Annotated in this window: 19 protein-coding genes; 6 read left to right on the top strand and 13 right to left on the bottom strand. The window is 63.2% G+C overall.

Going from position 1 to position 21,558, the window contains the following annotated elements; all coding sequences use genetic code 11:
- Positions 1 to 40 precede the first annotated feature (40 nt).
- From OGV19_RS04500 to OGV19_RS04475, 6 genes are all read right to left on the bottom strand, one after another.
- Positions 41 to 1,483, bottom strand: coding sequence for an aminotransferase-like domain-containing protein (locus OGV19_RS04500; RefSeq protein WP_264312317.1), 1,443 nt, complete (start codon positions 1,481 to 1,483; stop codon positions 41 to 43).
- Positions 1,484 to 1,776: 293 nt separating this feature from the next.
- A complete protein-coding gene (locus OGV19_RS04495; RefSeq protein WP_264312316.1) occupies positions 1,777 to 2,589 on the bottom strand; it encodes an OmpA family protein in 813 nt (270 codons plus the stop codon).
- Entirely contained in the window at positions 2,586 to 2,939 is a 354-nt protein-coding gene (locus OGV19_RS04490; RefSeq protein WP_264312315.1) for a DUF4398 domain-containing protein, read from the bottom strand. Before OGV19_RS04490 ends, OGV19_RS04495 begins: the two co-directional genes overlap by 4 nt.
- A gap of 9 nt (positions 2,940 to 2,948) precedes the next feature.
- Complete coding sequence (locus OGV19_RS04485; RefSeq protein WP_264312314.1) at positions 2,949 to 3,770, bottom strand: substrate-binding periplasmic protein; 822 nt, start codon at positions 3,768 to 3,770, stop codon at positions 2,949 to 2,951.
- A 90-nt stretch (positions 3,771 to 3,860) separates the two neighbouring features.
- Positions 3,861 to 4,790, bottom strand: a complete 930-nt coding sequence (locus tag OGV19_RS04480; protein WP_264312313.1) for an electron transfer flavoprotein subunit alpha/FixB family protein — start codon at positions 4,788 to 4,790, stop codon at positions 3,861 to 3,863.
- Positions 4,791 to 5,540 (bottom strand): electron transfer flavoprotein subunit beta/FixA family protein, encoded by a 750-nt coding sequence (locus OGV19_RS04475; protein ID WP_027592887.1) that lies wholly within the window; start codon positions 5,538 to 5,540, stop codon positions 4,791 to 4,793.
- A 538-nt stretch (positions 5,541 to 6,078) separates the two neighbouring features.
- Here OGV19_RS04475 and OGV19_RS04470 point away from each other — a divergent pair.
- Positions 6,079 to 7,761, top strand: coding sequence for an electron transfer flavoprotein-ubiquinone oxidoreductase (locus OGV19_RS04470; RefSeq protein WP_264312312.1), 1,683 nt, complete (start codon positions 6,079 to 6,081; stop codon positions 7,759 to 7,761).
- A gap of 72 nt (positions 7,762 to 7,833) precedes the next feature.
- Here OGV19_RS04470 and OGV19_RS04465 read toward each other — a convergent pair whose 3' ends face one another.
- From OGV19_RS04465 to OGV19_RS04445, 5 genes are all read right to left on the bottom strand, one after another.
- Complete coding sequence (locus tag OGV19_RS04465) at positions 7,834 to 8,235, bottom strand: type II toxin-antitoxin system MqsA family antitoxin (RefSeq protein WP_264312311.1); 402 nt, start codon at positions 8,233 to 8,235, stop codon at positions 7,834 to 7,836.
- 2 nt (positions 8,236 to 8,237) lie between these two features.
- On the bottom strand, positions 8,238 to 8,534 hold the full coding sequence (locus tag OGV19_RS04460; protein ID WP_264312310.1) for a type II toxin-antitoxin system MqsR family toxin: 297 nt from the start codon (positions 8,532 to 8,534) through the stop codon (positions 8,238 to 8,240).
- Between the two features lie 94 nt (positions 8,535 to 8,628).
- Positions 8,629 to 9,954 (bottom strand): MFS transporter, encoded by a 1,326-nt coding sequence (locus OGV19_RS04455; protein WP_264312309.1) that lies wholly within the window; start codon positions 9,952 to 9,954, stop codon positions 8,629 to 8,631.
- 69 nt (positions 9,955 to 10,023) lie between these two features.
- Positions 10,024 to 10,503: a histidine kinase gene (locus tag OGV19_RS04450; RefSeq protein WP_264312308.1), complete on the bottom strand. Its 480-nt coding sequence runs from the start codon at positions 10,501 to 10,503 to the stop codon at positions 10,024 to 10,026.
- 170 nt (positions 10,504 to 10,673) lie between these two features.
- Positions 10,674 to 11,150 carry a sigma-70 family RNA polymerase sigma factor gene (locus OGV19_RS04445; RefSeq protein WP_264312307.1) on the bottom strand — a complete coding sequence of 159 codons (477 nt, stop codon included), beginning with the start codon at positions 11,148 to 11,150 and terminating at the stop codon, positions 10,674 to 10,676.
- A 225-nt stretch (positions 11,151 to 11,375) separates the two neighbouring features.
- Between OGV19_RS04445 and OGV19_RS04440 the strand changes: the two genes are divergently transcribed.
- The 3 genes from OGV19_RS04440 to OGV19_RS04430 are packed head-to-tail and all read left to right on the top strand — an operon-like array spanning position 11,376 to position 15,917.
- Complete coding sequence (locus tag OGV19_RS04440) at positions 11,376 to 12,545, top strand: efflux RND transporter periplasmic adaptor subunit (RefSeq protein ID WP_264312306.1); 1,170 nt, start codon at positions 11,376 to 11,378, stop codon at positions 12,543 to 12,545.
- Complete coding sequence (locus OGV19_RS04435; protein ID WP_264312305.1) at positions 12,546 to 14,510, top strand: MacB family efflux pump subunit; 1,965 nt, start codon at positions 12,546 to 12,548, stop codon at positions 14,508 to 14,510.
- A 3-nt stretch (positions 14,511 to 14,513) separates the two neighbouring features.
- Positions 14,514 to 15,917, top strand: a complete 1,404-nt coding sequence (locus tag OGV19_RS04430) for an efflux transporter outer membrane subunit (protein WP_264312304.1) — start codon at positions 14,514 to 14,516, stop codon at positions 15,915 to 15,917.
- A gap of 93 nt (positions 15,918 to 16,010) precedes the next feature.
- On the opposite strand, the gene OGV19_RS04425 is transcribed toward OGV19_RS04430, so the two are convergent.
- A complete protein-coding gene (locus OGV19_RS04425) occupies positions 16,011 to 17,639 on the bottom strand; it encodes a pyoverdine maturation tyrosinase PvdP (protein WP_264312303.1) in 1,629 nt (542 codons plus the stop codon).
- 198 nt (positions 17,640 to 17,837) lie between these two features.
- Between OGV19_RS04425 and OGV19_RS04420 the strand changes: the two genes are divergently transcribed.
- Together OGV19_RS04420 and OGV19_RS04415 are read left to right on the top strand one after the other, a co-directional pair.
- Positions 17,838 to 19,184, top strand: a complete 1,347-nt coding sequence (locus tag OGV19_RS04420) for a dipeptidase (RefSeq protein ID WP_264312302.1) — start codon at positions 17,838 to 17,840, stop codon at positions 19,182 to 19,184.
- Between the two features lie 16 nt (positions 19,185 to 19,200).
- Positions 19,201 to 20,484 carry a pyoverdine-tailoring periplasmic protein PvdN gene (locus OGV19_RS04415; protein WP_264312301.1) on the top strand — a complete coding sequence of 428 codons (1,284 nt, stop codon included), beginning with the start codon at positions 19,201 to 19,203 and terminating at the stop codon, positions 20,482 to 20,484.
- A 51-nt stretch (positions 20,485 to 20,535) separates the two neighbouring features.
- Here the strand turns inward: OGV19_RS04415 and OGV19_RS04410 are convergent, their stop codons facing one another.
- A complete protein-coding gene (locus OGV19_RS04410; RefSeq protein WP_264312300.1) occupies positions 20,536 to 21,498 on the bottom strand; it encodes an alpha/beta hydrolase in 963 nt (320 codons plus the stop codon).
- Positions 21,499 to 21,558: the final 60 nt, after the last annotated feature.

Genomic DNA, 21,558 nt, shown 5'->3' with positions numbered 1-21,558 from the left:
AAAATGCGTATGCTCCCTGTTCCGTCAGCGCCTGGCAAGCCTACAAAAGCGAACCCGTAGTCTCCCTGCACAATTGCTGAGCCAACAGGCCAAGGGTAATCACCGCCCTCTCGGCTTCTTTATTCCACGGAATCCCGCAGTTAAGCCGGATGCAGTGGTTGAACTGTTCGGTGTTACTGAAGATCAACCCTGGCGCAATACTGATGCCCTGCTCCAGCGCCCGCACATGCAGATCCTGGGTATTGACGCGCCCCGGCAGGCTCACCCACAGAATGAACCCCCCCGTTGGGCGAGTCATCTGAGTGCCTTCGGGGAAGTGCTGCTGCACCGCCAGCTGGTAGGCGCTGAGGTTTTTGCGGTATTCCTGGCGGATGTAGCGCAGATGGCGGTCATAGCCGCCGTTCTCCAGGTAAGCAGCCACCCCCATCTGCGTCACACTGCATGCCGAATGGGTGGTGAACGTCTGCAGGCGCTGGATTTCCTCCTGGTAGCGCCCCGCCACCATCCAGCCGACACGCACACCCGGCGACAGCGTCTTGGAAAAGCTTGAGCAGTAGATCACTCGATCCAGTCGATCGAATGCCTTGAGCGCCTTGGTCTTGCCCTGCTCGAACATCAGCTCGCCATAGATGTCGTCTTCGATGATCTGAATATCGAAGTCCGAAGCCAGACGCAGCAACTGCTTCTGCCGCTCCTCGGGGATAGTGCCGCCCAACGGGTTGCTCAGGCGCGCCGTCAGCACCAGCGCCTTGATCGACCACTGGTTGGCCGCCAGCTGCAAGGCCTCAAGGCTGACGCCGGTGGACGGATCGCTGGGGATCTCGATGACTTTCAGGCCCAGCAAATCGGCCAACTGCAGCAAACCGTAATAGGTCGGCGATTCGGCAGCGATCAGATCCCCCGGGCGGGTCAGCACCCGCAGGGACATCTGCAACGCATCGACACAACCATGGGTCACGATGACTTCACGCGGGTCAACCAGCACCCCCGCATCGCGCATGCGAATGGCGATCTGCCGGCGCAGCGGCTCGAAGCCTGGGCTGAACATGTAGCTGAAAGCGCGCGGGCTATGGAAGCGGGTCACCTTGGCAATCTGCTGGTGCAGGGCACGCACCGGCAGGTAGTCCACATGGGGAACCGCCGCACCGAACGGGAACACGCCATCGCGGCGGGCCTCGGTCAATACCTGCTGGATGATGCTGGCCCGGGTCACCAGGCCAGGGCGCTCCACACGGGCGATGTCCGGCGTCTGCGCAGTCAGGGCCGGGGTTTGGTGAACGTAATACCCCGACTGCGGACGCGCACGGATCAGCCCCTGGTCTTCGAGATTGGCATAGGCCTGCAGCACCGTGGCATGGCTGACGTTGAGCTGGGCGCTCATCTTACGCACGGAGGGTACGCGCTCGCCTGGCTGGTAGACACCGCGACGGATGTCCTCGGCCAGTTGCTGGGCGATACGCTGGTATAGCAGCAGGTTGGTCATGGCGATATCTCGACGCGCGGACGGGCTCGTTATTCTTGTGCGACACACTGACGGCAGAGAATACCGTAACAGTTGCGAAGTGTACTGGGACAGATTGCAGAATAGCCAACAATACAATGCCAGGACAGCATCCAGACAAGCGAGCCGGCCCACTCACCGACAACTGGCAGGCAACAGAGGGGACTGGAGAGTGGGTTAACCTGTGGGAGCGGGCTTGCCCCATTCGCGGGGCACGCCCGCTCCCACAATGATCAGGTTCAATCACCTGCAAGGAGAACCAACCGCCAGCGAGATCAGCGCGCCGGCGCGAGCTTGCCCTTGTCGTCAGAGAAGACGATTTCTACCCGACGATTCTGCGCCCTGCCCCGCTCCGAGGCATTGGCCTCGATCGGGTACTGGTCCCCGTAACCTTCAACCTGCAGACGCTTTTCGTCGATACCCAGGTCGACCAGCATATCGGCCACTGCCTGCGCCCGATCACGCGAGAGCTTGAGGTTGTCTTCCGAGGCACCGGTGCTGTCGGTGTAACCCTCGATACGTACGATCCGGCGCGGATTGAGCTGAAGGAACTGCACCAGCTTGAGCACGGTACGGCTGGCCGAGTTCTTGAGGTCAGCACGCCCGGTGTCGAACAGCACATCGCCCAGGGTCATCACCAGGCCACGGTCGGTCTGCTCCGAGGCCAACGCGGCGATCTGCGATTCGACCCACTTGCCTTGCTGCTGCACGCTGGCCAGCTTGGCCTCACGCAGCGCCAATTGCAGGCGTTGACGCTCAAGGTCGAGCTTGGCCTGGCGCTCCTGGTTAAGCGCGAGCTTGGCGTGCTCGCTGGCAATTTCGCTGTAGCGCTGGCTCAGGTAGGCGTAATGGCGCACATCGGTGCCGGTGCCGATGTAACTGGACAGGCGCTCGGCCCGTGCCAGCGACTCACCCGCGCGGATCACGTCGCGCGGCGCGCTGCGCAGCACGTCGGAGTCGTCCTTGACCTTTTGGAAGGTGGCGCTGGCTTCATCCAGTGCCGCCTCGCTGCGTTGGCTGGCGCAGCCCTGCAACCCCGCCGTCAACGCCAGCAACACCAGCGCGGCCATTGGTGTGGAGCGCATCATGGCTGCACCTCCAGCTGTTTGCGCAGGCGCTTGACCCGCGACTGCAGCAGTTGCAGCTGCTCTTCACTCTTCTGGTTCAACACCTGGGCCTCGGCCAGGCGTGCATCCAGCTCGGCCTGCTCGGCACGCATGCGCGCATCGCGATAATCTTCGGTGAGCATGTTGGTCTTGGCCCGGGCGAGCTTGTCTTCGGCCAGCTTCAGCGCTTCGACCTGCTCGGTGGCGCCGACCGCCTTGGCCTGCTCCAGCGCCTGCTCGGAAATGCGCAGTTGCTCGTTCGGCGCCGGGTCGTTGGCGCAACCCGCCAGGCCGAGCATGGCCAGAGCAAGGATTAGTGGTTGGATTCTCACGCAATCTTCCTAGTGTTTGGGGGCGTCCAGCGGCACCTGCATCTGCGCCTTCCAGCGCTCGACATTACGTTGCAGCACAGCCTCGGACGCACCGGAGATCGGCAATTCTGTCAGTTTTTTCGCCAGTTGCCCACGCAGCCAGCTGTCATTGCACGCCGAGTTGTGCGACACGGCCAGGTACAGCCCAGGGCGATCGACCGGCAGACCGCGGGCAATCAGGTTGTTGCCCATACCCAGGCTCTGGGTCATGGCCATGCCCGAGTAGCGCCCGGCGAGCACATAATCCACCTGCCCTAACACCAGCTTCTGGAATGCCTGGGTCAGGTTTTGCGCCGGCTGCAACTTCAGATGGGCTTTGGCAAAGGCTTCAAAGGCAGGGGTCAGGCGTGCGCGCTCGGACACGCCGCCCTGATACTTGGCCAGGTCCGCCGGGCCGTCGAACGCCAGTTCGGCGTCGTGACGCGTCCAGACCAGGTATTCGTTCAACTGCAAGGGTGGGTGGATATAGTCCAGCGCGGTCAGTTGCCCAACCTGCAGAGGGGTATCGAGCAGCAGGTCCATGCGGCCGCTGCGCACCTCCTCCAGGGCCTGATCGCGGCGCCCGGCACTCAGCACCTCAACCTTGACACCCAATTCGCTGGCCACCTGTTGCAACAGATCGACATTGGCCCCGATCAGGTGTTTGGGGTCCTTTGGATCCTGCCAGGAATAGGGCGGTGCATCGGGGCTGCCGGTCGCGATCAGACGCTCGCACTTGCCTGCCGCCATCGCGACCGGCGACAGCAACGCCGCCATGCATGCCAGTACTCCGCCCGCTTTGCAAAACCTCATGCTCACTCCTAGCCGTGACACCCTGAAATCCATAAAAAAACCCGGCCCTCAGTACGAGGGCCGGGCTTCTTTATAAGTGAAGCAGGCGGATCAGACCAGCTTTTCCAGCTCCGGAACCGCTTCGAACAGGTCGGCAACCAGGCCGTAGTCGGCGACCTGGAAGATCGGCGCTTCTTCGTCCTTGTTGATCGCAACGATCACTTTGGAGTCTTTCATGCCGGCCAGGTGCTGGATCGCGCCCGAGATACCGACGGCGATGTACAACTGCGGCGCAACGATCTTGCCGGTCTGGCCGACCTGCATGTCGTTGGGCACGAAGCCTGCGTCGACCGCGGCGCGCGAGGCACCCACGGCGGCGCCGAGCTTGTCGGCCAGGCTGTACAGGTGCTTGAAGTTGTCACCGTTGCCCATGCCACGGCCGCCGGAAACGACGATCTTGGCAGCGGTCAGCTCTGGGCGATCGGACTTGGCCAGCTCTTCGCCAACGAAGGACGACTTGCCAGCGTCATGGGCGGCAGCAACGGCTTCAACCGAGGCGGAACCACCTTCGGCAGCGACTGCGTCGAAACCGGTGGTACGCACGGTGATGACCTTGACCGCAGCGCTCGATTGCACGGTGGCAATGGCGTTACCGGCGTAGATCGGGCGCTTGAAGGTGTCAGACGATTCGACCGAGATGATCTCGGAAATCTGGTCGACGTCCAGCAGAGCGGCGACGCGCGGCAGGATGTTCTTGCCGTTGGTGGTGGCCGGGGCCAGCACGTGGCTGTAGCCCTTGGCCAGCTCGACGATCAGCGGCGCGGCGTTTTCCGGCAGCAGATGGGCGTAGGCTGCGTTGTCAGCAACCAGTACCTTGGCAACACCGGCGATCTTGGCAGCGGATTCGGCAACACCGCCGACGTTCTGGCCAGCGACCAGCACATGCACATCACCACCGATCTTGGCGGCTGCGGCGACAGTGTTCAGGGTGGACGGGGCTACAGCACCGTTCTCGTATTCAGCGACAACCAGGATAGTCATTTAGATTACCTTCGCTTCGTTCTTCAGCTTCTCGACCAGTTCGGCCACCGACTTGACCTTGATACCCGCGCTGCGTGCAGCTGGCGCTTCGACTTTCAGGGTCTTGTTGGTGGAAGCGAGCGATACGCCCAGCGCGTCTGGCGTTACGGTCTCCAGCGGCTTTTTCTTGGCCTTCATGATGTTCGGCAGCGACGCGTAGCGCGGCTCGTTCAGGCGCAGGTCGGTGGTGACGATAGCAGGCAGGCTCAGCGATACGGTCTGCAGGCCGCCATCGATTTCACGGGTGACGTTCAGCTTGTCGCCAGCGACTTCCACCTTGGAGGCGAAGGTACCTTGGGCGTAGCCGGTCAGCGCGGCCAGCATCTGGCCGGTCTGGTTGTTGTCGCTGTCGATCGCTTGCTTGCCGAGGATGACCAGCTGTGGCTGCTCTTTGTCGACAACGGCCTTGAGCGCCTTGGCCACGGCCAGGGAGTTCAGTTCATCAGCGGCTTCTACCAGGATGGCGCGGTCGGCACCCAGGGCCAGGGCGGTACGCAGTTGCTCCTGGGCAGTGGTCGGGCCGACGGAAACCACGACGATCTCGGTCGCAACGCCCTTCTCTTTCAGGCGTACGGCTTCCTCAACGGCGATTTCGCAGAAGGGGTTCATGGACATCTTGACGTTTGCAAGGTCGACGCCGGAGTTGTCCGCTTTGACGCGAACCTTGACGTTGTAGTCGACCACTCGTTTGACAGCTACAAGAACCTTCATGGATTCCTCGTTACTCTCCGGTGAATAGAAAGTCGCCTGGGGACATGCCCGGCGATGCGCGTGGGTACAAGGGCACCTCTAAAAACGTACCGGGAGGCGCAAACTTCATGGTGACCGAGCAGTCTTTTCGAGACGCTTGCGGTAAATACCCGCGGGTCATTTTCTGTGGTGGCGTGTAAACTCCACTACAAACCGTGAATTGGCCCGAAAGCCCTACCCCACACCTGGTCTTTAGAGGTGTACCTGCGCCCGGCGGCAAGCCTACGGCGAACGTAAAACCGCTCGTATCTTGACCGCAACACCCAATCCGGTCAATACGGCAAATCGGTCACCCTCCAGCCGCACTCCTGTGATTTTATTGGCCTGCGGCAAATTCAAACAAACGTTTGTATTGGACCCGCCAAGTGGTGTAGATATAATGCGCGGCCAAGACAAAACGGTGTAGTCCATCCTCTGCGCTGCTACAGCTCCGCTCCCGTGAAGCGTGGTGCGCATGATCACCCCACACCCATAAGACAAAGCAACAGCACGAGCCTTGATGAGTAGGAGAGAACCAGTGGAACGCGAATACATGGAATTCGACGTGGTCATCGTCGGCGCCGGCCCGGCGGGGCTGTCCGCCGCCTGCCGCCTGAAGCAGAAGGCCGCCGAAGCCGGTAGCGAGATCAGCGTCTGCGTGGTCGAAAAAGGCTCTGAAGTCGGTGCACACATCCTCTCCGGCGCGGTGTTCGAGCCGCGCGCCCTGAACGAACTGTTCCCTGACTGGAAGGAACTGGGCGCGCCGCTGAACACCGAGGTCAAGCGCGACGATATCTATGTGCTCAAGGACGCTGGCAGCTCGGTCAAAGTCCCTGACCTGTTCGTGCCCAAGACCATGCACAACCAGGGCAACTACATCATCTCCCTGGGCAACCTGTGCCGCTGGCTGGCCCAGCAGGCCGAGAACCTGGGCGTGGAAATCTACCCAGGCTTCGCTGCCCAGGAAGCGTTGTTCGACGAGAACGGCGTGGTTCGCGGCATCGTCACCGGCGACCTGGGTGTCGACCGCGAAGGCAACCCGAAAGACGGCCTGTACACCCCAGGCATGGAACTGCGCGCCAAGTACACCCTGTTCGCCGAGGGTTGCCGTGGCCATATCGGCAAGCAGTTGATCAAGCGCTTCAACCTCGACAGCGAGTCCGATGTCCAGCACTACGGCATCGGCCTCAAGGAAATCTGGGAAATCGACCCAAGCAAGCACCAGCAGGGCCTGGTGGTGCACACCGCCGGTTGGCCGCTGGACGTGGTGAGTACCGAGAACACCGGTGGTTCGTTCCTGTACCACCTGGAAAATAACCAGGTGGTGGTGGGTCTGATCGTCGATCTTTCCTACAGCAATGCCTACCTGTCGCCGTTCGATGAGTTCCAGCGCCTGAAGCACCACCCCGTGATCAGCCAGTACCTTGAAGGCGGCAAGCGCATCAGCTACGGCGCCCGCGCCTTGGCCAAAGGCGGTATCAACTCACTGCCGAAGATGGTCTTCAACGGCGGTGCGCTGATCGGGTGCGATTTGGGCACCATGAACGTGGCCAAGATCAAAGGCAGCCACACGGCGATGAAATCCGGCATGCTTGCCGCTGAAGCCGTAGCAGACGCCTTGATCGCCGGTAGCGAGGGCGGCGACCAGCTCAATGGCTACGTCACCGCGTTCAAGGCCAGCTGGCTTCACGAAGAATTGTTCGCCAGCCGTAACTTTGGCCCGGCCATGCACAAGTTCGGCCCATTGCTCGGTGCGGCATTCAACTATGTCGACCAAAACTGGTTCGCCGGCAAGCTGCCGTTCACCCTGCACGATACCAAGCCGGACTACGCCTGCCTCAAGCTCGCGGCGGAGTCGAAAAAGATCGACTACCCGAAACCAGACGGCAAGCTCAGCTTCGACAAGCTCAGCTCGGTATTCCTCTCCAGCACCAACCATGAAGAGGAGCAACCTTGCCACCTGAAGCTGACCGACCCGAACATCCCGATCGCCAGCAACCTGCCGCTGTACGACGAGCCGGCCCAGCGTTACTGCCCAGCAGGTGTGTATGAAGTAGTCAGCAACGAAGACGGCAGCAAACGCTTCCAGATCAACGCGCAGAACTGCGTGCACTGCAAGACCTGCGACATCAAGGACCCCGCCCAGAACATCACCTGGGTCACCCCTGAAGGCGCCGGCGGGCCGAACTACCCGAACATGTAAGGCCCCCTGCCCTTGCGGCAACAAAAAGCCCCCGCCTCGTGAGAGCCGGGGGCTTTTTATTGCCTACCCGCATCAGGCAGTGCGTACCTCTTCGAACAGTTCAGGGTGGCGGTCCAGCAGTTTGAACAGCTTGACCAGCGCCACCGGCGGTCTCGTTTTACCGTTTTCGTAGCGGGAGAACGCATTGACGCCACCCCCGAAGATCTCCCCTGCCTCGCGCTGGTCGAGATCGAATTTCTTGCGCACTGAGACGATGAAACCAGGGTCGACCGCCGCAGCGTTGACCTGGCGATTGAACGCCGACATCAGGTCACTGATGCGCATGGCTTCATCATGGCTCAGCACCGCCTCTCCACAGGCAGAACAGTAGTCGCCACTGACATTCGGGATGAGGGTCGCCTCACCCTTGTATCGATAGGGCATGTCCTGAGTGTCGGGCGCTAGCTCCGCACCGCCGCAGATTGGGCATCTCATGGTTACATCTCCTTGAAAGACACGATGAGAACGTCGTCCACCACAGACAGTTTAAGGTACACGTATCCCTTGACCGTAAGCGGACGATAAACATCCTGCCAAACGCGATGATCAACATAGCTGGTCATGCTTTTGTAAAAGTCTCTGCGCTCCAAGCCATTGATGACATCGAGCATGTCCGGGTATTCCATCCCTAATGCCTGGGCGCCTCGCAATGAGGCTGTTGTCGGGCTGATACGTCCAGCACCGACCAGTGCCCTTATCAACTCCAGTGGGCAATGAGGCGTTCTCTTTTCCATGAGAAATTAACCTTCCAGGTTAAATTTTGCTAATAGGTTATTCCAATAGCCCCCACCCGGAAGTCTGCCTCACCACCTGCCAGCCGCTACTGGCTCATTTGTCACCGCACATGATCGGCATCGGCTCCGCCGCAAACGCCAAGGGCTCGCGACGCCCGAAGTACAGGGCAGTGAGCAGCCCCACCACGCCCATGATCAGACAAAAACCGACACACACCCACGGGCTCCAGGGCATCAAGGCGATCAGCGCCAGCGGCGTGGTGCTGGCCCACAGGGCATAGGCGACGTTATAGGTGAAGGAAATGCCCGACACCCGGATCTGCGCAGGGAACAGCCCGACCATCACCGACGGCACCACGCCCACCACGCCACAGCTCAACCCTGCCACTGCATAAGCCAGCCAGGTTGCGCCCCACTGCCCCACCAGGCTTGCATACAACACGCCGATGCCCACCGGCAGCAGTAGGCTATAGATCATCAGCGCACGCCAGGCGCCCAAGCGATCAACCAGCAGGCCAGCCAGCACGCAGCCGATATTCAAGAAAACGATGCCTGCACTGCTCAAGGCGAAGGTGTGCCCGGCCGTCATGCCAAAGCGCTGCTGCATCACCGTCGGGGTAATCACCACCAGTACCACCACGGCCGACGTCAACACACAGGTCAACAGCGCAGCCGGGATCAGCGCCCGGCGATGTTCGCCCAGCACACGCCGCAGCGGAAACGCCACCGGCGGCTCCCGGCGCTCGCGCAGGGCCAGAAACACCGGCGTCTCGCTAAGCCAACGGCGCAGCCACACACCAATCACACCAAACACCCCACCGAGCAGGAAAGGGTAACGCCAGGCATGGTCGAGAATTTCCTCGGGTGTGAACACCTGCGCCAGCAGCGTGGCCGTCAGCGCGCCCAGCAGGTAGCCGAAGGTTAGCCCGGCCTGCAGGAAGCCCAGGGCATAGCCACGCCGACCCGGTGGCGCGTGCTCGGCAACGAACGTCCAGGCGCTCGGCACTTCGCCCCCTACCGCTGCCCCCTGCAGAATGCGCAGCGCCAGCAGGATCAGTGGCGCGGCATAGCCGATGTCGGCATACGTCGGCATCACGCCGATCAGCAGGCACGGCAGGGCCATCATCAGGATGCTCAGGCTGAATACCCGTTTGCGCCCCAGATGATCGGCAAAATGCGCCATCAGGATGCCGCCCAGCGGCCGCGCCAGGTAGCCCGTGACGAAGATCCCGAAGCTTTGCAGCAGACGCAGCCATTCGGGCATCTCTGGCGGGAAGAACAACTTGCTCAGGGTCAGGGCGAAGAACACGAAGATGATGAAATCGTAGATTTCCAGCGCGCCACCCAGTGCCGCCAGCCCCAGGGTCCGGTGGTCGCCACGGCTGAAACGGGGCGGGCGAACGGTATCGATGGCAGTCATGGCAGGGTCCGCAGATCGGCAAAGGGCAAGAGGATAGCAAATCCCTGCCTTGCCCTGCCTGTATCGGCGCTAGCGGCTGAAGACCGTGTGGGCGAAGTTCGCCCGTGGGCGTGGGCGCGGCGAGCTGGCTGGTGCCGCCACAGGCAGGGGCAGTTTGCTCACCAGCAGCGGCGCGTCGATGATCGCCATGAACGACTCAAGCGCCTCGTTATCCGGTGCCTGCGGCAGGCTCACGCTGACGGCCTGGCGCTCGGTCTGCGGCACCGCGGGCACTTTCAACTGCTGGGAGTGATAAAGCAAGGCATGCTGGATCTGCGTACTGACCCGGCAGAAGCGTGCCAGGTCGACGCCGACGTGGCTGGCCAGTTCAATGTTGCCCAGCAGCAGATGAAAGGGCTGCAAGGCACAGTGCACCAGGCGCTGCAGTTCCTCGAAGCTGTCCACGGGCGCAATCCGGTAATAGCCCAGGCCATTGAGCAGTTTTTCCAGCTGCAAGCGCTGGCACGGATGCTCGTCGGCGATGAGGATGCGCAGGGTCTTGTTTGCCATTATCGGACCTGGGCAGTTAGGTAATAAGGGACACTCCCTGACCATACTGCGCCAGTAACGGCAATCGCCAAAGCTATGCCTGGCTGGGGTCTCTCTTGATAGTTGTCGGGAAAGCCGCATAAATCAAGTCGCGGGCTGACGGAATTTTCATCTGTCTTTTAGTCGGGCTTTCAAGATTCCCACTCGCGCATGCGCACACGGCAGTGCTTCATGGCATTGACGATGTGTTTTTCCACCACGCTGCGGGACACCCCCAGGCGCTCGGCGATCTGCTGATGCGACAGGCCATCGAGCTTGCGCAGCAGGAAGCAATCTCGACAGACCTTGCCCAGTTCATCCAGGGCGCGCTGCATCAGCGCCAGACGCTGGTCAAGCTGGATGTCGAGGCTGGGCGCAGGGCTATGCCAGCGCTCGTCGCTGTCCAGCACTTCCAATGGCTCGGCCTGGCGCACCTGATGGCGCCGGTGACGATCGACCACCAGATTAAGCGCGGTGCGGTAAAGGAAGGCACGCGGATGCTCGATCCGCTGCGCATCGGTACGCTCCAGCACCCGCAGATAAGCATCGTGCGCAACGTCTTCGGCTGCCTGACGACTGCCCAGGCGCGCGGAAAGAAAGCCCACCAGTTCGCGATAGTAATGTTCCACGACGTTACCTGAGAGGGCCCTGCAGCTTTTGTCTGGAAGCCTTTCGCAAAGCTGCGCAGGACCGAAGTGATGTCAACGTGCGATCTTACAAATTATAATTATTCTCAGCAACACGACATCCTCCAGCCCTGTACGCTAAATCCGTCTCGCTAGCCTTCGTCTATCTGGGACCTCAGTACGCGCCGCTTTTCGGCGCGTGGCCTTCACTCCTGGCTGGAAGTCTGCATGCGACGTTTACCCCACAACCGCCGTCGGATACTGCTCGGTGGCCTTGCCCTGAGCCTGGGCAGTTTGCTGGCCTGGAAGACCTTGCCCTTCGGCGCGCAGCCGATCAGCACGGTCGCCGTCACCCGAGCCGATATCGAAAGCAGCGTCACCGCCCTGGGCACGCTGCAACCGCGGCGTTACGTCGACGTGGGCGCCCAAGCCTCTGGACAGATCCACAAGCTGCACGTTGAAACCGGCGACCAGGTGCGCAAGGGCCAGTTGCTGGTCGAGATCGACCCGTCCACCCAGCAAGCCAGGCTCGATGCCGGGCGCTATTCGATTGACAACCTCAAGGCCCAGTTGGCCGAGCAGCGCGCACAGTTTCAATTGGCCCAACAGCAGCTCAAGCGCCAGCGCGACCTGGCCGCCGCCGGCGCGACCCGTGACGAAGACGTGCAGACGGCCGATGCCCAGCTCAAGGTGACCCAGGCCCGTATCGACATGTTCCAGGCGCAGATCCGTCAGGCCCAGGCCAACCTGCGCAGCGACGAGGCAGAACTGGGCTACACGCGCATCTATGCGCCCATGGACGGCACCGTGGTGGCGGTCGATGCCCGAGAAGGCCAGACCCTTAACGCCCAACAGCAGACCCCCTTGATCCTGCGCATCGCCAGGCTCTCGCCCATGACCGTCTGGGCCCAGGTGTCGGAAGCTGACATCGGCAAGGTCAAACCCGGCATGACCGCCTACTTCACCACCTTGGCCGGCGGCAAGCGCCGCTGGACCAGTACGGTCCGGCAGATTTTGCCGATCCCGCCCAAGCCGCTGGACCAGAGCAGCCAAGGGGGCGGAAGCCCGACCAGCGCCACCAATGGCACCACCGGCAGCCAAGTGGTGCAGTACACCGTGCTGCTGGATGTCGACAACCCGGATGGCGCCCTGATGGCCGAGATGACCACACAGGTGTTCTTTGTCGCAGGCCAGGCCAGCCAGGTGCTGACCGTGCCGCTTGCCGCGCTGGACGACAGCGATGGCTTGCGCCTCGCCCGGGTACTCAACAGCAAAGGCGAAGTGGAACAGCGCCAAGTCCAGACCGGCCTGAGCGACCGGCTGCGGGTGCAGGTACTTGACGGCCTCAGCGAAGGCGAGCGCCTGGTGATCGGCGCCCCCAGCGTCAGCGGAGGTTGAATGACTACGCCCCTGATCGAACTGATCGACATCCGTAAATCCTACGGCGGCGTCGATACCCCCAAGGTCGACATCCTCCAGGGCATCAGCCTGAGCATCCACCCCGGCGAGTTCGTCGCCATTGTCGGCGCATCCGGTTCAGGCAAATCGACGCTGATGAACATCCTCGGCTGCCTCGACCGGCCCACCGCCGGGCACTACCGTTTTGCAGGCAAGGACGTCGCCGAACTGGGCAGCGACGAGCTGGCCTGGTTACGCCGCGAAGCCTTTGGCTTCGTATTCCAGGGCTACCACCTGATTCCCTCGGGCTCGGCCCAGGAGAACGTCGAGATGCCGGCCATTTATGCCGGCATCGACGCCAGCGAGCGCCACGCGCGCGCTACCGCCCTGCTCACCCGCCTGGGCCTGGCGAGCCGCACGGGCAACCGCCCGCATCAGCTGTCCGGCGGCCAGCAACAGCGCGTATCGATTGCGCGGGCGTTGATGAACGGTGGCCACATCATCCTCGCCGACGAACCTACCGGCGCGCTCGACAGCCACAGCGGCACCGAAGTCATGGCGCTGCTCGACGAACTGGCCAGCCAAGGCCATGTGATCATCCTGATCACCCACGACCGCGAAGTGGCGGCGCGGGCGCAGCGGGTCATTGAAATCCGCGATGGCCTGATCATCAGCGATTCGGCCGCCGAGCAGCCTCCGCCCCATACAAACCAAGGGCTACAGGCCGACGACCTGCGCCAGCGCCTGGACCGTGGCGCAACCCTGCGCGGGGCCTGGAAAGGTGAACTGTTCGAGGCCCTGCAGGCCGCCTGGCGGGTGATGTGGGTCAACCGCTTTCGCACCGCCCTGACCTTGCTCGGCATCGTCATCGGGGTGGCCTCAGTGGTAGTCATGCTCGCCGTCGGCGAAGGCAGCAAGCGCCAGGTCATGGCGCAAATGGCGGCGTTTGGCTCGAACGTCCTCTACCTCAATGGCAAACCGGCAACCCTGGGTGAACAGGCCGGCACCATCACCCTCGACGACGTCGCGGCCATCGGTGAACTGCCCCAGGTCAAGCACGTCATGCCAGTAATCGGCGACAAGCTGATGGTGCGCCACGGCAACAACAGCCAACAGTTCTATGTCGGCGGCAACAACATCTGGTTCCCGGAGATCTTCAACTGGCCGGCGGTCGAGGGCGCCTTCTACAGCGAGGCCGACGAAGCCAGTGCCGCACCCGTGGCGGTGATCGGCCAGAAGGTGCGGGAGAAGATGCTCGACCCCGGGCGTGACCCGCTGGGGCAATACATCCTGATCGGCAATGTACCCTTCCAGGTCGTTGGCATTCTCGCGGGCAAAGGCGCCAGTTCCGGCGACCAGGACAGCGACGGACGCATCGCGGTGCCCTACTCCGCCGCGGCTATCCGCCTGTTCGGCCAGCGCGACCCAGACTACATCGCCGTCGCCGCCCACGACTCGACCCGGGTCAACGAAGCCGAAGTGGCCATCGATCACTTGTTGCGCCAGCGCCACCAGGGCCGCCAGGATTTCGAGCTGACCAACGACGCCGCACTGATCCAGGCCGAAGCCCGCACGCAGAACAGCCTGTCACTGATGCTGGGCGCGATCGCTGCGATTTCGTTGTTGGTGGGCGGCATCGGGGTGATGAACATCATGCTCATGACCGTGCGCGAGCGCACCCGTGAAATTGGCATCCGCATGGCCACCGGCGCACGCCAGCGCGACATCCTGCGGCAGTTTCTCAGCGAGGCCGTGATGCTATCGATGGTCGGCGGCGTGGCCGGCATCGTCCTGGCCCTGGCCATCGGCGGCGCCCTGATGCTGGCCGAGGTTGCCGTGGCCTTCGCCCTGCCTGCCATATTCGGCGCGTTCGCCTGCGCTGTCGTTACCGGCATCGTGTTCGGCTTCATGCCGGCCCGCAAAGCCGCCCAACTCGACCCGGTCAAAGCCCTTACCAGCGAATAATCCATGACCTTGCCCAGCCGTATCAGCCTGTTGACCTTGTGCCTGAGCCTTGCCGCTTGCAGCACGCCGCCCACGCCCGAAAGCGGGATTGGCGCACCGCACGCCTGGCAAGGCGAGGTCGAACCGTCATCGACCCCGCTGCCTTCAACCCAGTGGTGGCGTGCCTTCGCCAGCAACGAACTGGACCGCCTGGTCGAGCGCGCCCGGCTCAACGCCTATGACCTGGCGGCCGCCACGGCGCGGGTGCGCCAAGCCCAAGCCCAGGCGGTCATTGCAGGTGCGCCGTTGCTCCCCGAACTGAACCTGGGCCTGGATGGCAGTCGCCAGCGCCTGTTGCATGGCCAAGGCAACGACCAGCTGGACGTCAGCAGCAGCGAGCGCACCAGCACCTCGTTCGACCTGAAGCTCAGCGCCGCCTACGAGATCGATTTCTGGGGCGGCCTGCGTGCAACCCGGGCCAGCGCGTTGAGCAGCCTCGACGCCAGCCGCTTCGATCGGCAGACGGTCGAACTGACCTTGGTCAGCGCCGTGGCCGACAGCTACCTGCAAGGCCTGGCCCTTGCAGAACAGGTACACATCGCCAAGCTCAACCTGCGCAATGCACGGGATGTGCTGGGCCTGGTCGAAGCCCGCCAGCGCACCGGCTCGGCCACTCGCCTGGAACTGGCCCAGCAACGCAGCCTGGTGGCCGCCCAGGAGCGGCAGGTGCCATTGCTCGAACAGAAGTGGCAGGACAGCCGGGTGACCCTGGCCACCCTGCTTGGCGACCCGGTCCAGGCCCTGCCACCCAGCCGTGAAGCGTTCGATGCGCTGCAGTGGCCGTCGATTGGCAGCGGCGTCCCTAGCGAACTGCTGGCCCGTCGCCCGGACATCGCCGCTGCCGAAGCGCGACTGGCTGCGGCCAGCGCCAACGTGCAGGTGGCCAGGGCCGCGATGCTGCCAAAGCTGACCCTGGGGGCCAACCTGGGCAGTGGCGCCAATACCTTTGCCCATGTGCTCGACAGCTCTTTTTACACCCTCAGCGCCGGGCTGGTCGCGCCGATCTTCAACAACGGCCGGTTGCGGGCGTCACGCGACCTGGCAGAAGCCGAGCAAACCGAGTTGCTGGAAACTTACCGGGGCAGCATCCTGGCCGGTTTCGCCGATGTCGAGAAAGCGCTCAACGCCATTCACGGCGTGGACCGCCAGCGCCAATGGCAGGACGAGGAGGTGCAACAGGCGCGCCTGGCCTTCGACCTGGCCCAGCAGCGCTATGGTGCAGGCGCCGAGACCCTGCTCAGCGCCCTGGAGACCCAGCGCACCCTGTACCTGGCCCAGGACCAGCAGGCGCAACTGCGCCTGGCACGGCTGCAAGGGAGTGTGGCGCTGTACAAAGCGTTGGGGGGTGGGTGGAAGGTTGAGCAGTGAACACAGGCCGCCAGCAAGTTGCGCTCCCACAGGGGGCCGCAACTCGCTTGCGATCTTTGTGCGTGCGGCTAGGCAACGCGCTTACCAACTTCGTTAACTACGCGACCGCTGCGCCACCTTGAGATTACGCGCATACCACGGCCGCTGCGGCACCTTCGGCCGCAACTTGCCGAACAGCTCTTCATCACTGTAGATGATGCGCAAGGCCAGCTTCATCGTCTCTGGGTCCATCTCGACGCTGCGCCCAGGCCGCAAGCCCGGCACCGTCGAGCAACCATGCGTGTCAGGCCCCAGCCAAGGGTCCGCCACCTCGACCCAGCGCCCAGGCGCAAACCAGGGCACGCCATTGATTTCAAGGCGCCGCACCTGGCCGGGGTGAACCCGCTCATGGGCCCGAAACCAGTCCTCGATGCGGTCGTCGATCCAGCCATGGAACTGCCAGAACACCGGGTTCACATGGGATGAAAACGGGTCGCCAAGAAAGTCATTCTGGGCGGCAAACCAGCGCAAGGCGAAATCATCGGGCGTGCGCGCCGTCGGCACCGGCATGCCGTTGACCGGGTCACGCGGCACCGAGGCCCAGCGCATGTGCAGCCAGTCATGCAGGCCCAGTTCCACCTCCGAACCGAACTGGCCCAGGGTCAGCGTGCTCAGGTAGTCCGGGTCGCTGTAACGCGACTCCCAGACCTGGAAGTTGCCATGGTAGGTATTCGGGTTCTTGATGTCGCGCACCCACTGGGTGTATTCCTCGTCGCCGCTCGCCAGCCAGGTGGGCGGCAAGGCATTGCCGTCATGGTTGTCGAAATAGCGGGCGAAACCCGCACGGTCGCGCTCAAGCTCCGGCTGTGGCTGCGGAAACCGCGTCCATGAAGGCAGGTCCTGCAATGCCCGGGCGCTGCCAAGCATGTGCCGGTGCATGAAAAAGAAGTCCTCGCCCGAACCGTTGCGGTCCTTGTGCCGACCACGCGCATCACGCTCCCGATCACGCGGCCCCGGCTGCCAGCCCAGGCCGCGCAGGGCGCCCTGCTTGTCCTTGTCCAGCTTGTGCCATTTGTCACGCGAGGCATGCCACAGCTGGTGAAACAGCCGGTGCTCCGGGGTAATCAGCCAGGCCAGCAGTTGCGGGCTCAACGGCGTGCGCTCGCGCGCCTCGGGGAAAGTGTGCTTGAGCGCCAGAAAGTGATTGTCTTGCACCGGCAACGACAACGCTCGGTCCAGTTGCGCAATACGCCCATTGAGGGTCGCCGGCCCAGCATTGCCGAAGCGGCCCCAGACCTCGTCGATGACGATATGGCATTCGTAGCGGGCCTGCGTTTCACCCAGCCGGGTCGAGAACAAGCGCCAGCGCAAGGTGCCCGGCTTGTCCGCCAGCAGGTCGCCCACCACACGGTAGCGCGGCGGCTCATCGCTGCGCAGGCGCTCGGGGGTATCCAGGTAGCCGCGTAACGCTCGCCCACTGGGTGCAACATCCAGGAACAACTCCAGCTCACCTGCAGGCAACCCTGCAAGGCCCGCGTCCTTGCCGTGCAGGGTCCAGCGCCAGATACCGCGCAAGGTGTCGCCCAACTGCTGCACGTGCGTATCGGCCAGTTCGACGACAGCCTCGCCGGAGGTTTCCGGGAACTCCTCGGCGGCCCGCTGGCGCTGTACATACAACGCACCGGGCACCACCACGCCCGTCAATGCCACACCGGCGATGAACCCACGTCGAGAAATCGTCATTGCAACTACCTGTGCATTCATTGCGGCCATGGAGCACGGCCCGTTCAAGGCTAGAACGTTGCACACAGCGCGAAATTTACCGCTGCTGGCGCAAGCAAGCCGCCACGGCTGGCTAAATTTCGCCAATGCGCGCTCGTTCACTCCAGGTAGCGGCGGCCTCTGTGCCCATCCCTCGACGGTGAACCTACTGAGACCAAGATGACGACTCCACGCTGGAAAAAAGCCCTGTTTATCAGCCTGGCCGCGGCCGTAACCGCAGGTGCCGGGCTTGCTGTCTGGCACTACTTCACTACGCCGGCCGGCTACTCCAGAGAGGTGGTGCGCCAGGCCAACGACCTGCAGGAACGCATCATCTCGTTCGACAGCCATGTCACCCTGCCGCTGACCTTCGGCACAGAAGGCAGCGAAGCCGACCAGGATGGCAATGGCCGTTTCGACCTGGCCAAGGCCGCCCGTGGGCGGCTGTCCGGCGCCGCACTGACGATCTTCGCCTGGCCCGAATCCTGGACCGGCGACGATGGCCCGCACCGGCCGACCGCAGGCTTCGTCGAAGCCGCACGCCACACCCAGGAAGTGCGCTACAACGCCATCGATGCCATGGTCCGCGACTTCCCCGAGCAGGTCGGTATCGCCTACACCCCACAAGACATGCGGCGCCTGCAGGGCGAAGGCAAGTTCGCGGTGTTTCTCAGCATGCTCAATGCCTATGCCCTGGGCGACGATATCGATCAGCTGGACCGCTGGGCCGCACGTGGCGTGCGGATGTTCGGTTTCAGTTACGTGGGCAACAACAGCTGGGCGGACTCTTCGCGCCCACTGCCGTTCTTCAATGACACCGTCGATGCCCTGGATGGCCTTTCGCCGGTCGGCAAACGCGCCGTACAGCGGCTCAATGACCTGGGCGTGATCATTGATGTGTCGCAGATGTCGAGCAAGGCACTGACCCAGGCGGTCAGCCTTAGCCGCGCCCCCGTGGTGGCTTCGCACTCCGCGCCACGGGCCATGGTCGACATCGCCCGCAACCTTTCCGACAAGGAAATGCAACTGATCAAGGACAGCGGCGGCGTGATTCAGTTGGTGGCCTTCTCCACCTACCTCAAGCCACTGAGCCCGCAAACCCAGGACAAACTCAACGCCCTGCGCGCCCGCTACGACCTGCCGCCGTTGGCCAACCTCAACTACGCGCTGATGCCCGGTGACCCGGTCATCGCAGGCTGGCCCGAGCAGAAGGTAGGCCAGTATGCCAACGCGCTGTACGGGATCCTCGACGAAGAGCCGCCGGCCACGCTCAAGGATTTCGGCGACGCCATCGACTATACGGTGCGCAAGGTCGGCATCGACCATGTGGGGCTGAGTTCGGACTTCAATGAAGGTGGCGGCATCGACGGTTGGCACGACGCCAGCGAGGCGCGCAACGTGACCGCCGAACTGATCACCCGTGGCTATTCCGAGGCCGATATCGCCAAGCTCTGGGGCGGCAACTTCCTGCGGGTGTGGGAGCAGGTGCAGAACGCCGCGCAGCCCGCCAGCACCTCGTCCCGATAACCCTGCGAGCGCCTTCATGAACGATCGCCGTACCTTCCTCAAGCAGGCTGGCCTTCTGGCCGCTGCCCTGCCCCTGGCCAGCCAGCTGTTACCGGCCGCACAGGCCGCACCCTCGCCCCCCACAGGCGGCGATGCCTGGGCCGCCTTTCGCGGCCTGTTCGACCTGGACCCGGCCTATGCACACTTCGCCAACTTCCTGATCACGTCACACCCAAAACCGGTGCGCGAGGCCATCGAGGCCCTGCGCGCGCGTTTCGACCGCCACCCGGCACGCATGGTCGACTGGGACAGCCAATCGGAGTGGAAGCACGAAGCCGCAGTGCGCGAGTGGGCCGGCCGCTACCTTGACGTGAACCCTCGACAGATCGCCCTGACCGGCAGCACCACGGAAGGCCTGGGCCTGATTTATGGCGGCCTGAAACTTGCGCCGGGGCAGGAAATACTTACCACCGTGCACGAGCATTCGGCGGCGCGCCATACCCTGAGTTTCCGCACAGCACGCGAGGGGACGCCGGTGCGCCGATTGCGCCTGTTCGAAGAACCCTCACAGGTCAGCACCGACCAGGTACTCGGCACCCTGGCCGCCGCCATCAGCGCCAAGACGCGGGTGCTGGGCATGACCTGGGTCCATTCCGGCAGCGGCGTGAAGTTGCCGGTGGGCGAGATCGGCGCACTGGTGCGCGAGGTCAACCGCCAGCGCGACGAGAACGACCACATCATCTACGTGATCGACGGCGTACATGGTTTCGGCGTCGAGGACATGCGCTTTGCCGACCTGAACTGCGACTACTTCATCGCCGGCACCCACAAGTGGATGTTCGGGCCACGCGGCACCGGGATCATCTGCGCGGCGTCCACCGAGCTCAAGCACCTGAACCCGACCATCGCCACGTTTTCCGAGAATGAAGACTTCGCCACCGTCATGACCCCAGGTGGCTACCATGCCTTCGAGCACCGCTGGGCGCTGGGCAAGGCATTCGAACTGCACCTGCAGCAGGGCAAGGCGAATATCCAGGCGCGTATTCATGGGCTCAACGACTACCTCAAGCAGCGCCTTGAGGCGCTTGAAGCTGTCGAGCTGGTGACGCCGCGTAGTGCCCAGTATTCGGCTGGCTTTACCTTCTTCAGGGTCAAGGGCCAGGATGCGGATGAAGTGGCCGGGTATCTCAACAGCCAGCGGATTGTCGTCGATGCCGTGTCGCGTGATGTTGGGCCGGTGGTGCGTACCGCGCCTGGGCTGTTGAACACCGAGGCCGAAATTGACCGGTTGGTCGATGTGCTGGGGCGGCGGGTAAATTGAACTTGAAGAATGCTGGGGGCGCTTTGCGGCCCCAGCGATCCCAAAGTCAGCTCACCCTCCAACCTTCTTCAGCCAGCCCCCCACATCCTGATATATCTCCCCCACCTGCCCCACGATCCCGGACATGCGCAAGAAGTCATGGGTCAGCCCCTCGACCCGCGCAAACGTCACCTCGGTCCCACCGGCCACCAGCCAGTCACGGTAGGCAAGCCCTTCGTCATGCAACGGGTCGTACTCAGCCACGAACAGGTAAGCCGGCGCCAACGGCTCGCGCACCGTCGACAGCAAGGGCGATACACGCCAGTCCAGCCGCTGCTCCGGCTGCGGTGCATAGTGCTGGTAGAACCACTCCAGCGTAGGCGTCTCCAGCAGGTACCCTTCGGCATGTTCGCGGTGGGAATCGCGCTGGCAGGAGATATCGGTCACTGGGTAGAACAGCAACTGCGCCAGCGGCTTGAACGCCAACGCCTCGGGCTGTTCGACGGCAGTGATGGCCAATACCGCAGCCAGGCTGGCACCGACGCTGTCCCCAGCCACCACCACCCGGCGGTTATCCAGGCCCAGCGCCACAGCCTGCTCGGCCAGCCAGTTGGCGGCATCCAGCACATCGTGCAGTGCTACCGGGAACTGCTGCTCCGGTGCCAGCCGGTAGTCCGGCGCCAGTACCGCAAACTCACCCATGGCCGCCAGGCGGCGGCACACCGAATCATGCGAGTCGAGGCTGCCCACCACATAACCACCACCGTGCAGGTAGAAGATCACCGGCGCCAAGGCATCGCCCACGTCGCCGGTGCGGTATAGCCGAGCCGGCAGGCTGGCGCCGTCGCGCGCCGGTATCTGCAGCTCGCTCACCGTCACGCTGCCGGGCGGGCTTGGGTCGAGCACTTGCGAGCTGCCCTCGAACTCCGCCCGGGCTTGGGCCACATCCATCGCGTGCATGGGCAGGCTTCTGCCCGTCAACCGGCCAAATTCGACCAACTCCAGAAATCCCGCCAGATCAGGGTGCAATGCCATGTTGGATCCTTGCTTAAACAATGTGTCTGCTGTCCCTACGGGACGTAGAAGACCCACCAA

It is taken from the genome of Pseudomonas putida (assembly GCF_025905425.1).
GTDB classification, from domain to species: domain Bacteria; phylum Pseudomonadota; class Gammaproteobacteria; order Pseudomonadales; family Pseudomonadaceae; genus Aquipseudomonas; species Aquipseudomonas putida_AF.
Note: the sequence above shows the minus strand (reverse complement) of the source record. Positions and strands in the feature narration are given on the sequence as shown.

Bases quoted from the DNA above. Each gene is read 5' to 3' on its own strand.
- OGV19_RS04450 (WP_264312308.1), bottom strand. From the start codon at position 10,503: ATGGCAAACAAGACCCTGCGCATCCTCATCGCCGACGAGCATCCGTGC.
- OGV19_RS04495 (WP_264312316.1), bottom strand. From the start codon at position 2,589: ATGATGCGCTCCACACCAATGGCCGCGCTGGTGTTGCTGGCGTTGACG.
- OGV19_RS04470 (WP_264312312.1), top strand. From the start codon at position 6,079: ATGAGTAGGAGAGAACCAGTGGAACGCGAATACATGGAATTCGACGTG.
- OGV19_RS04475 (WP_027592887.1), bottom strand. From the start codon at position 5,540: ATGAAGGTTCTTGTAGCTGTCAAACGAGTGGTCGACTACAACGTCAAG.
- OGV19_RS04500 (WP_264312317.1), bottom strand. From the start codon at position 1,483: ATGACCAACCTGCTGCTATACCAGCGTATCGCCCAGCAACTGGCCGAG.
- OGV19_RS04430 (WP_264312304.1), top strand. From the start codon at position 14,514: ATGACCTTGCCCAGCCGTATCAGCCTGTTGACCTTGTGCCTGAGCCTT.
- OGV19_RS04465 (WP_264312311.1), bottom strand. From the start codon at position 8,235: ATGAGATGCCCAATCTGCGGCGGTGCGGAGCTAGCGCCCGACACTCAG.
- OGV19_RS04425 (WP_264312303.1), bottom strand. From the start codon at position 17,639: ATGACGATTTCTCGACGTGGGTTCATCGCCGGTGTGGCATTGACGGGC.
- OGV19_RS04455 (WP_264312309.1), bottom strand. From the start codon at position 9,954: ATGACTGCCATCGATACCGTTCGCCCGCCCCGTTTCAGCCGTGGCGAC.
- OGV19_RS04410 (WP_264312300.1), bottom strand. From the start codon at position 21,498: ATGGCATTGCACCCTGATCTGGCGGGATTTCTGGAGTTGGTCGAATTT.
- OGV19_RS04415 (WP_264312301.1), top strand. From the start codon at position 19,201: ATGAACGATCGCCGTACCTTCCTCAAGCAGGCTGGCCTTCTGGCCGCT.
- OGV19_RS04435 (WP_264312305.1), top strand. From the start codon at position 12,546: ATGACTACGCCCCTGATCGAACTGATCGACATCCGTAAATCCTACGGC.
- OGV19_RS04485 (WP_264312314.1), bottom strand. From the start codon at position 3,770: ATGAGGTTTTGCAAAGCGGGCGGAGTACTGGCATGCATGGCGGCGTTG.
- OGV19_RS04460 (WP_264312310.1), bottom strand. From the start codon at position 8,534: ATGGAAAAGAGAACGCCTCATTGCCCACTGGAGTTGATAAGGGCACTG.
- OGV19_RS04480 (WP_264312313.1), bottom strand. From the start codon at position 4,790: ATGACTATCCTGGTTGTCGCTGAATACGAGAACGGTGCTGTAGCCCCG.
- OGV19_RS04440 (WP_264312306.1), top strand. From the start codon at position 11,376: ATGCGACGTTTACCCCACAACCGCCGTCGGATACTGCTCGGTGGCCTT.
- OGV19_RS04420 (WP_264312302.1), top strand. From the start codon at position 17,838: ATGACGACTCCACGCTGGAAAAAAGCCCTGTTTATCAGCCTGGCCGCG.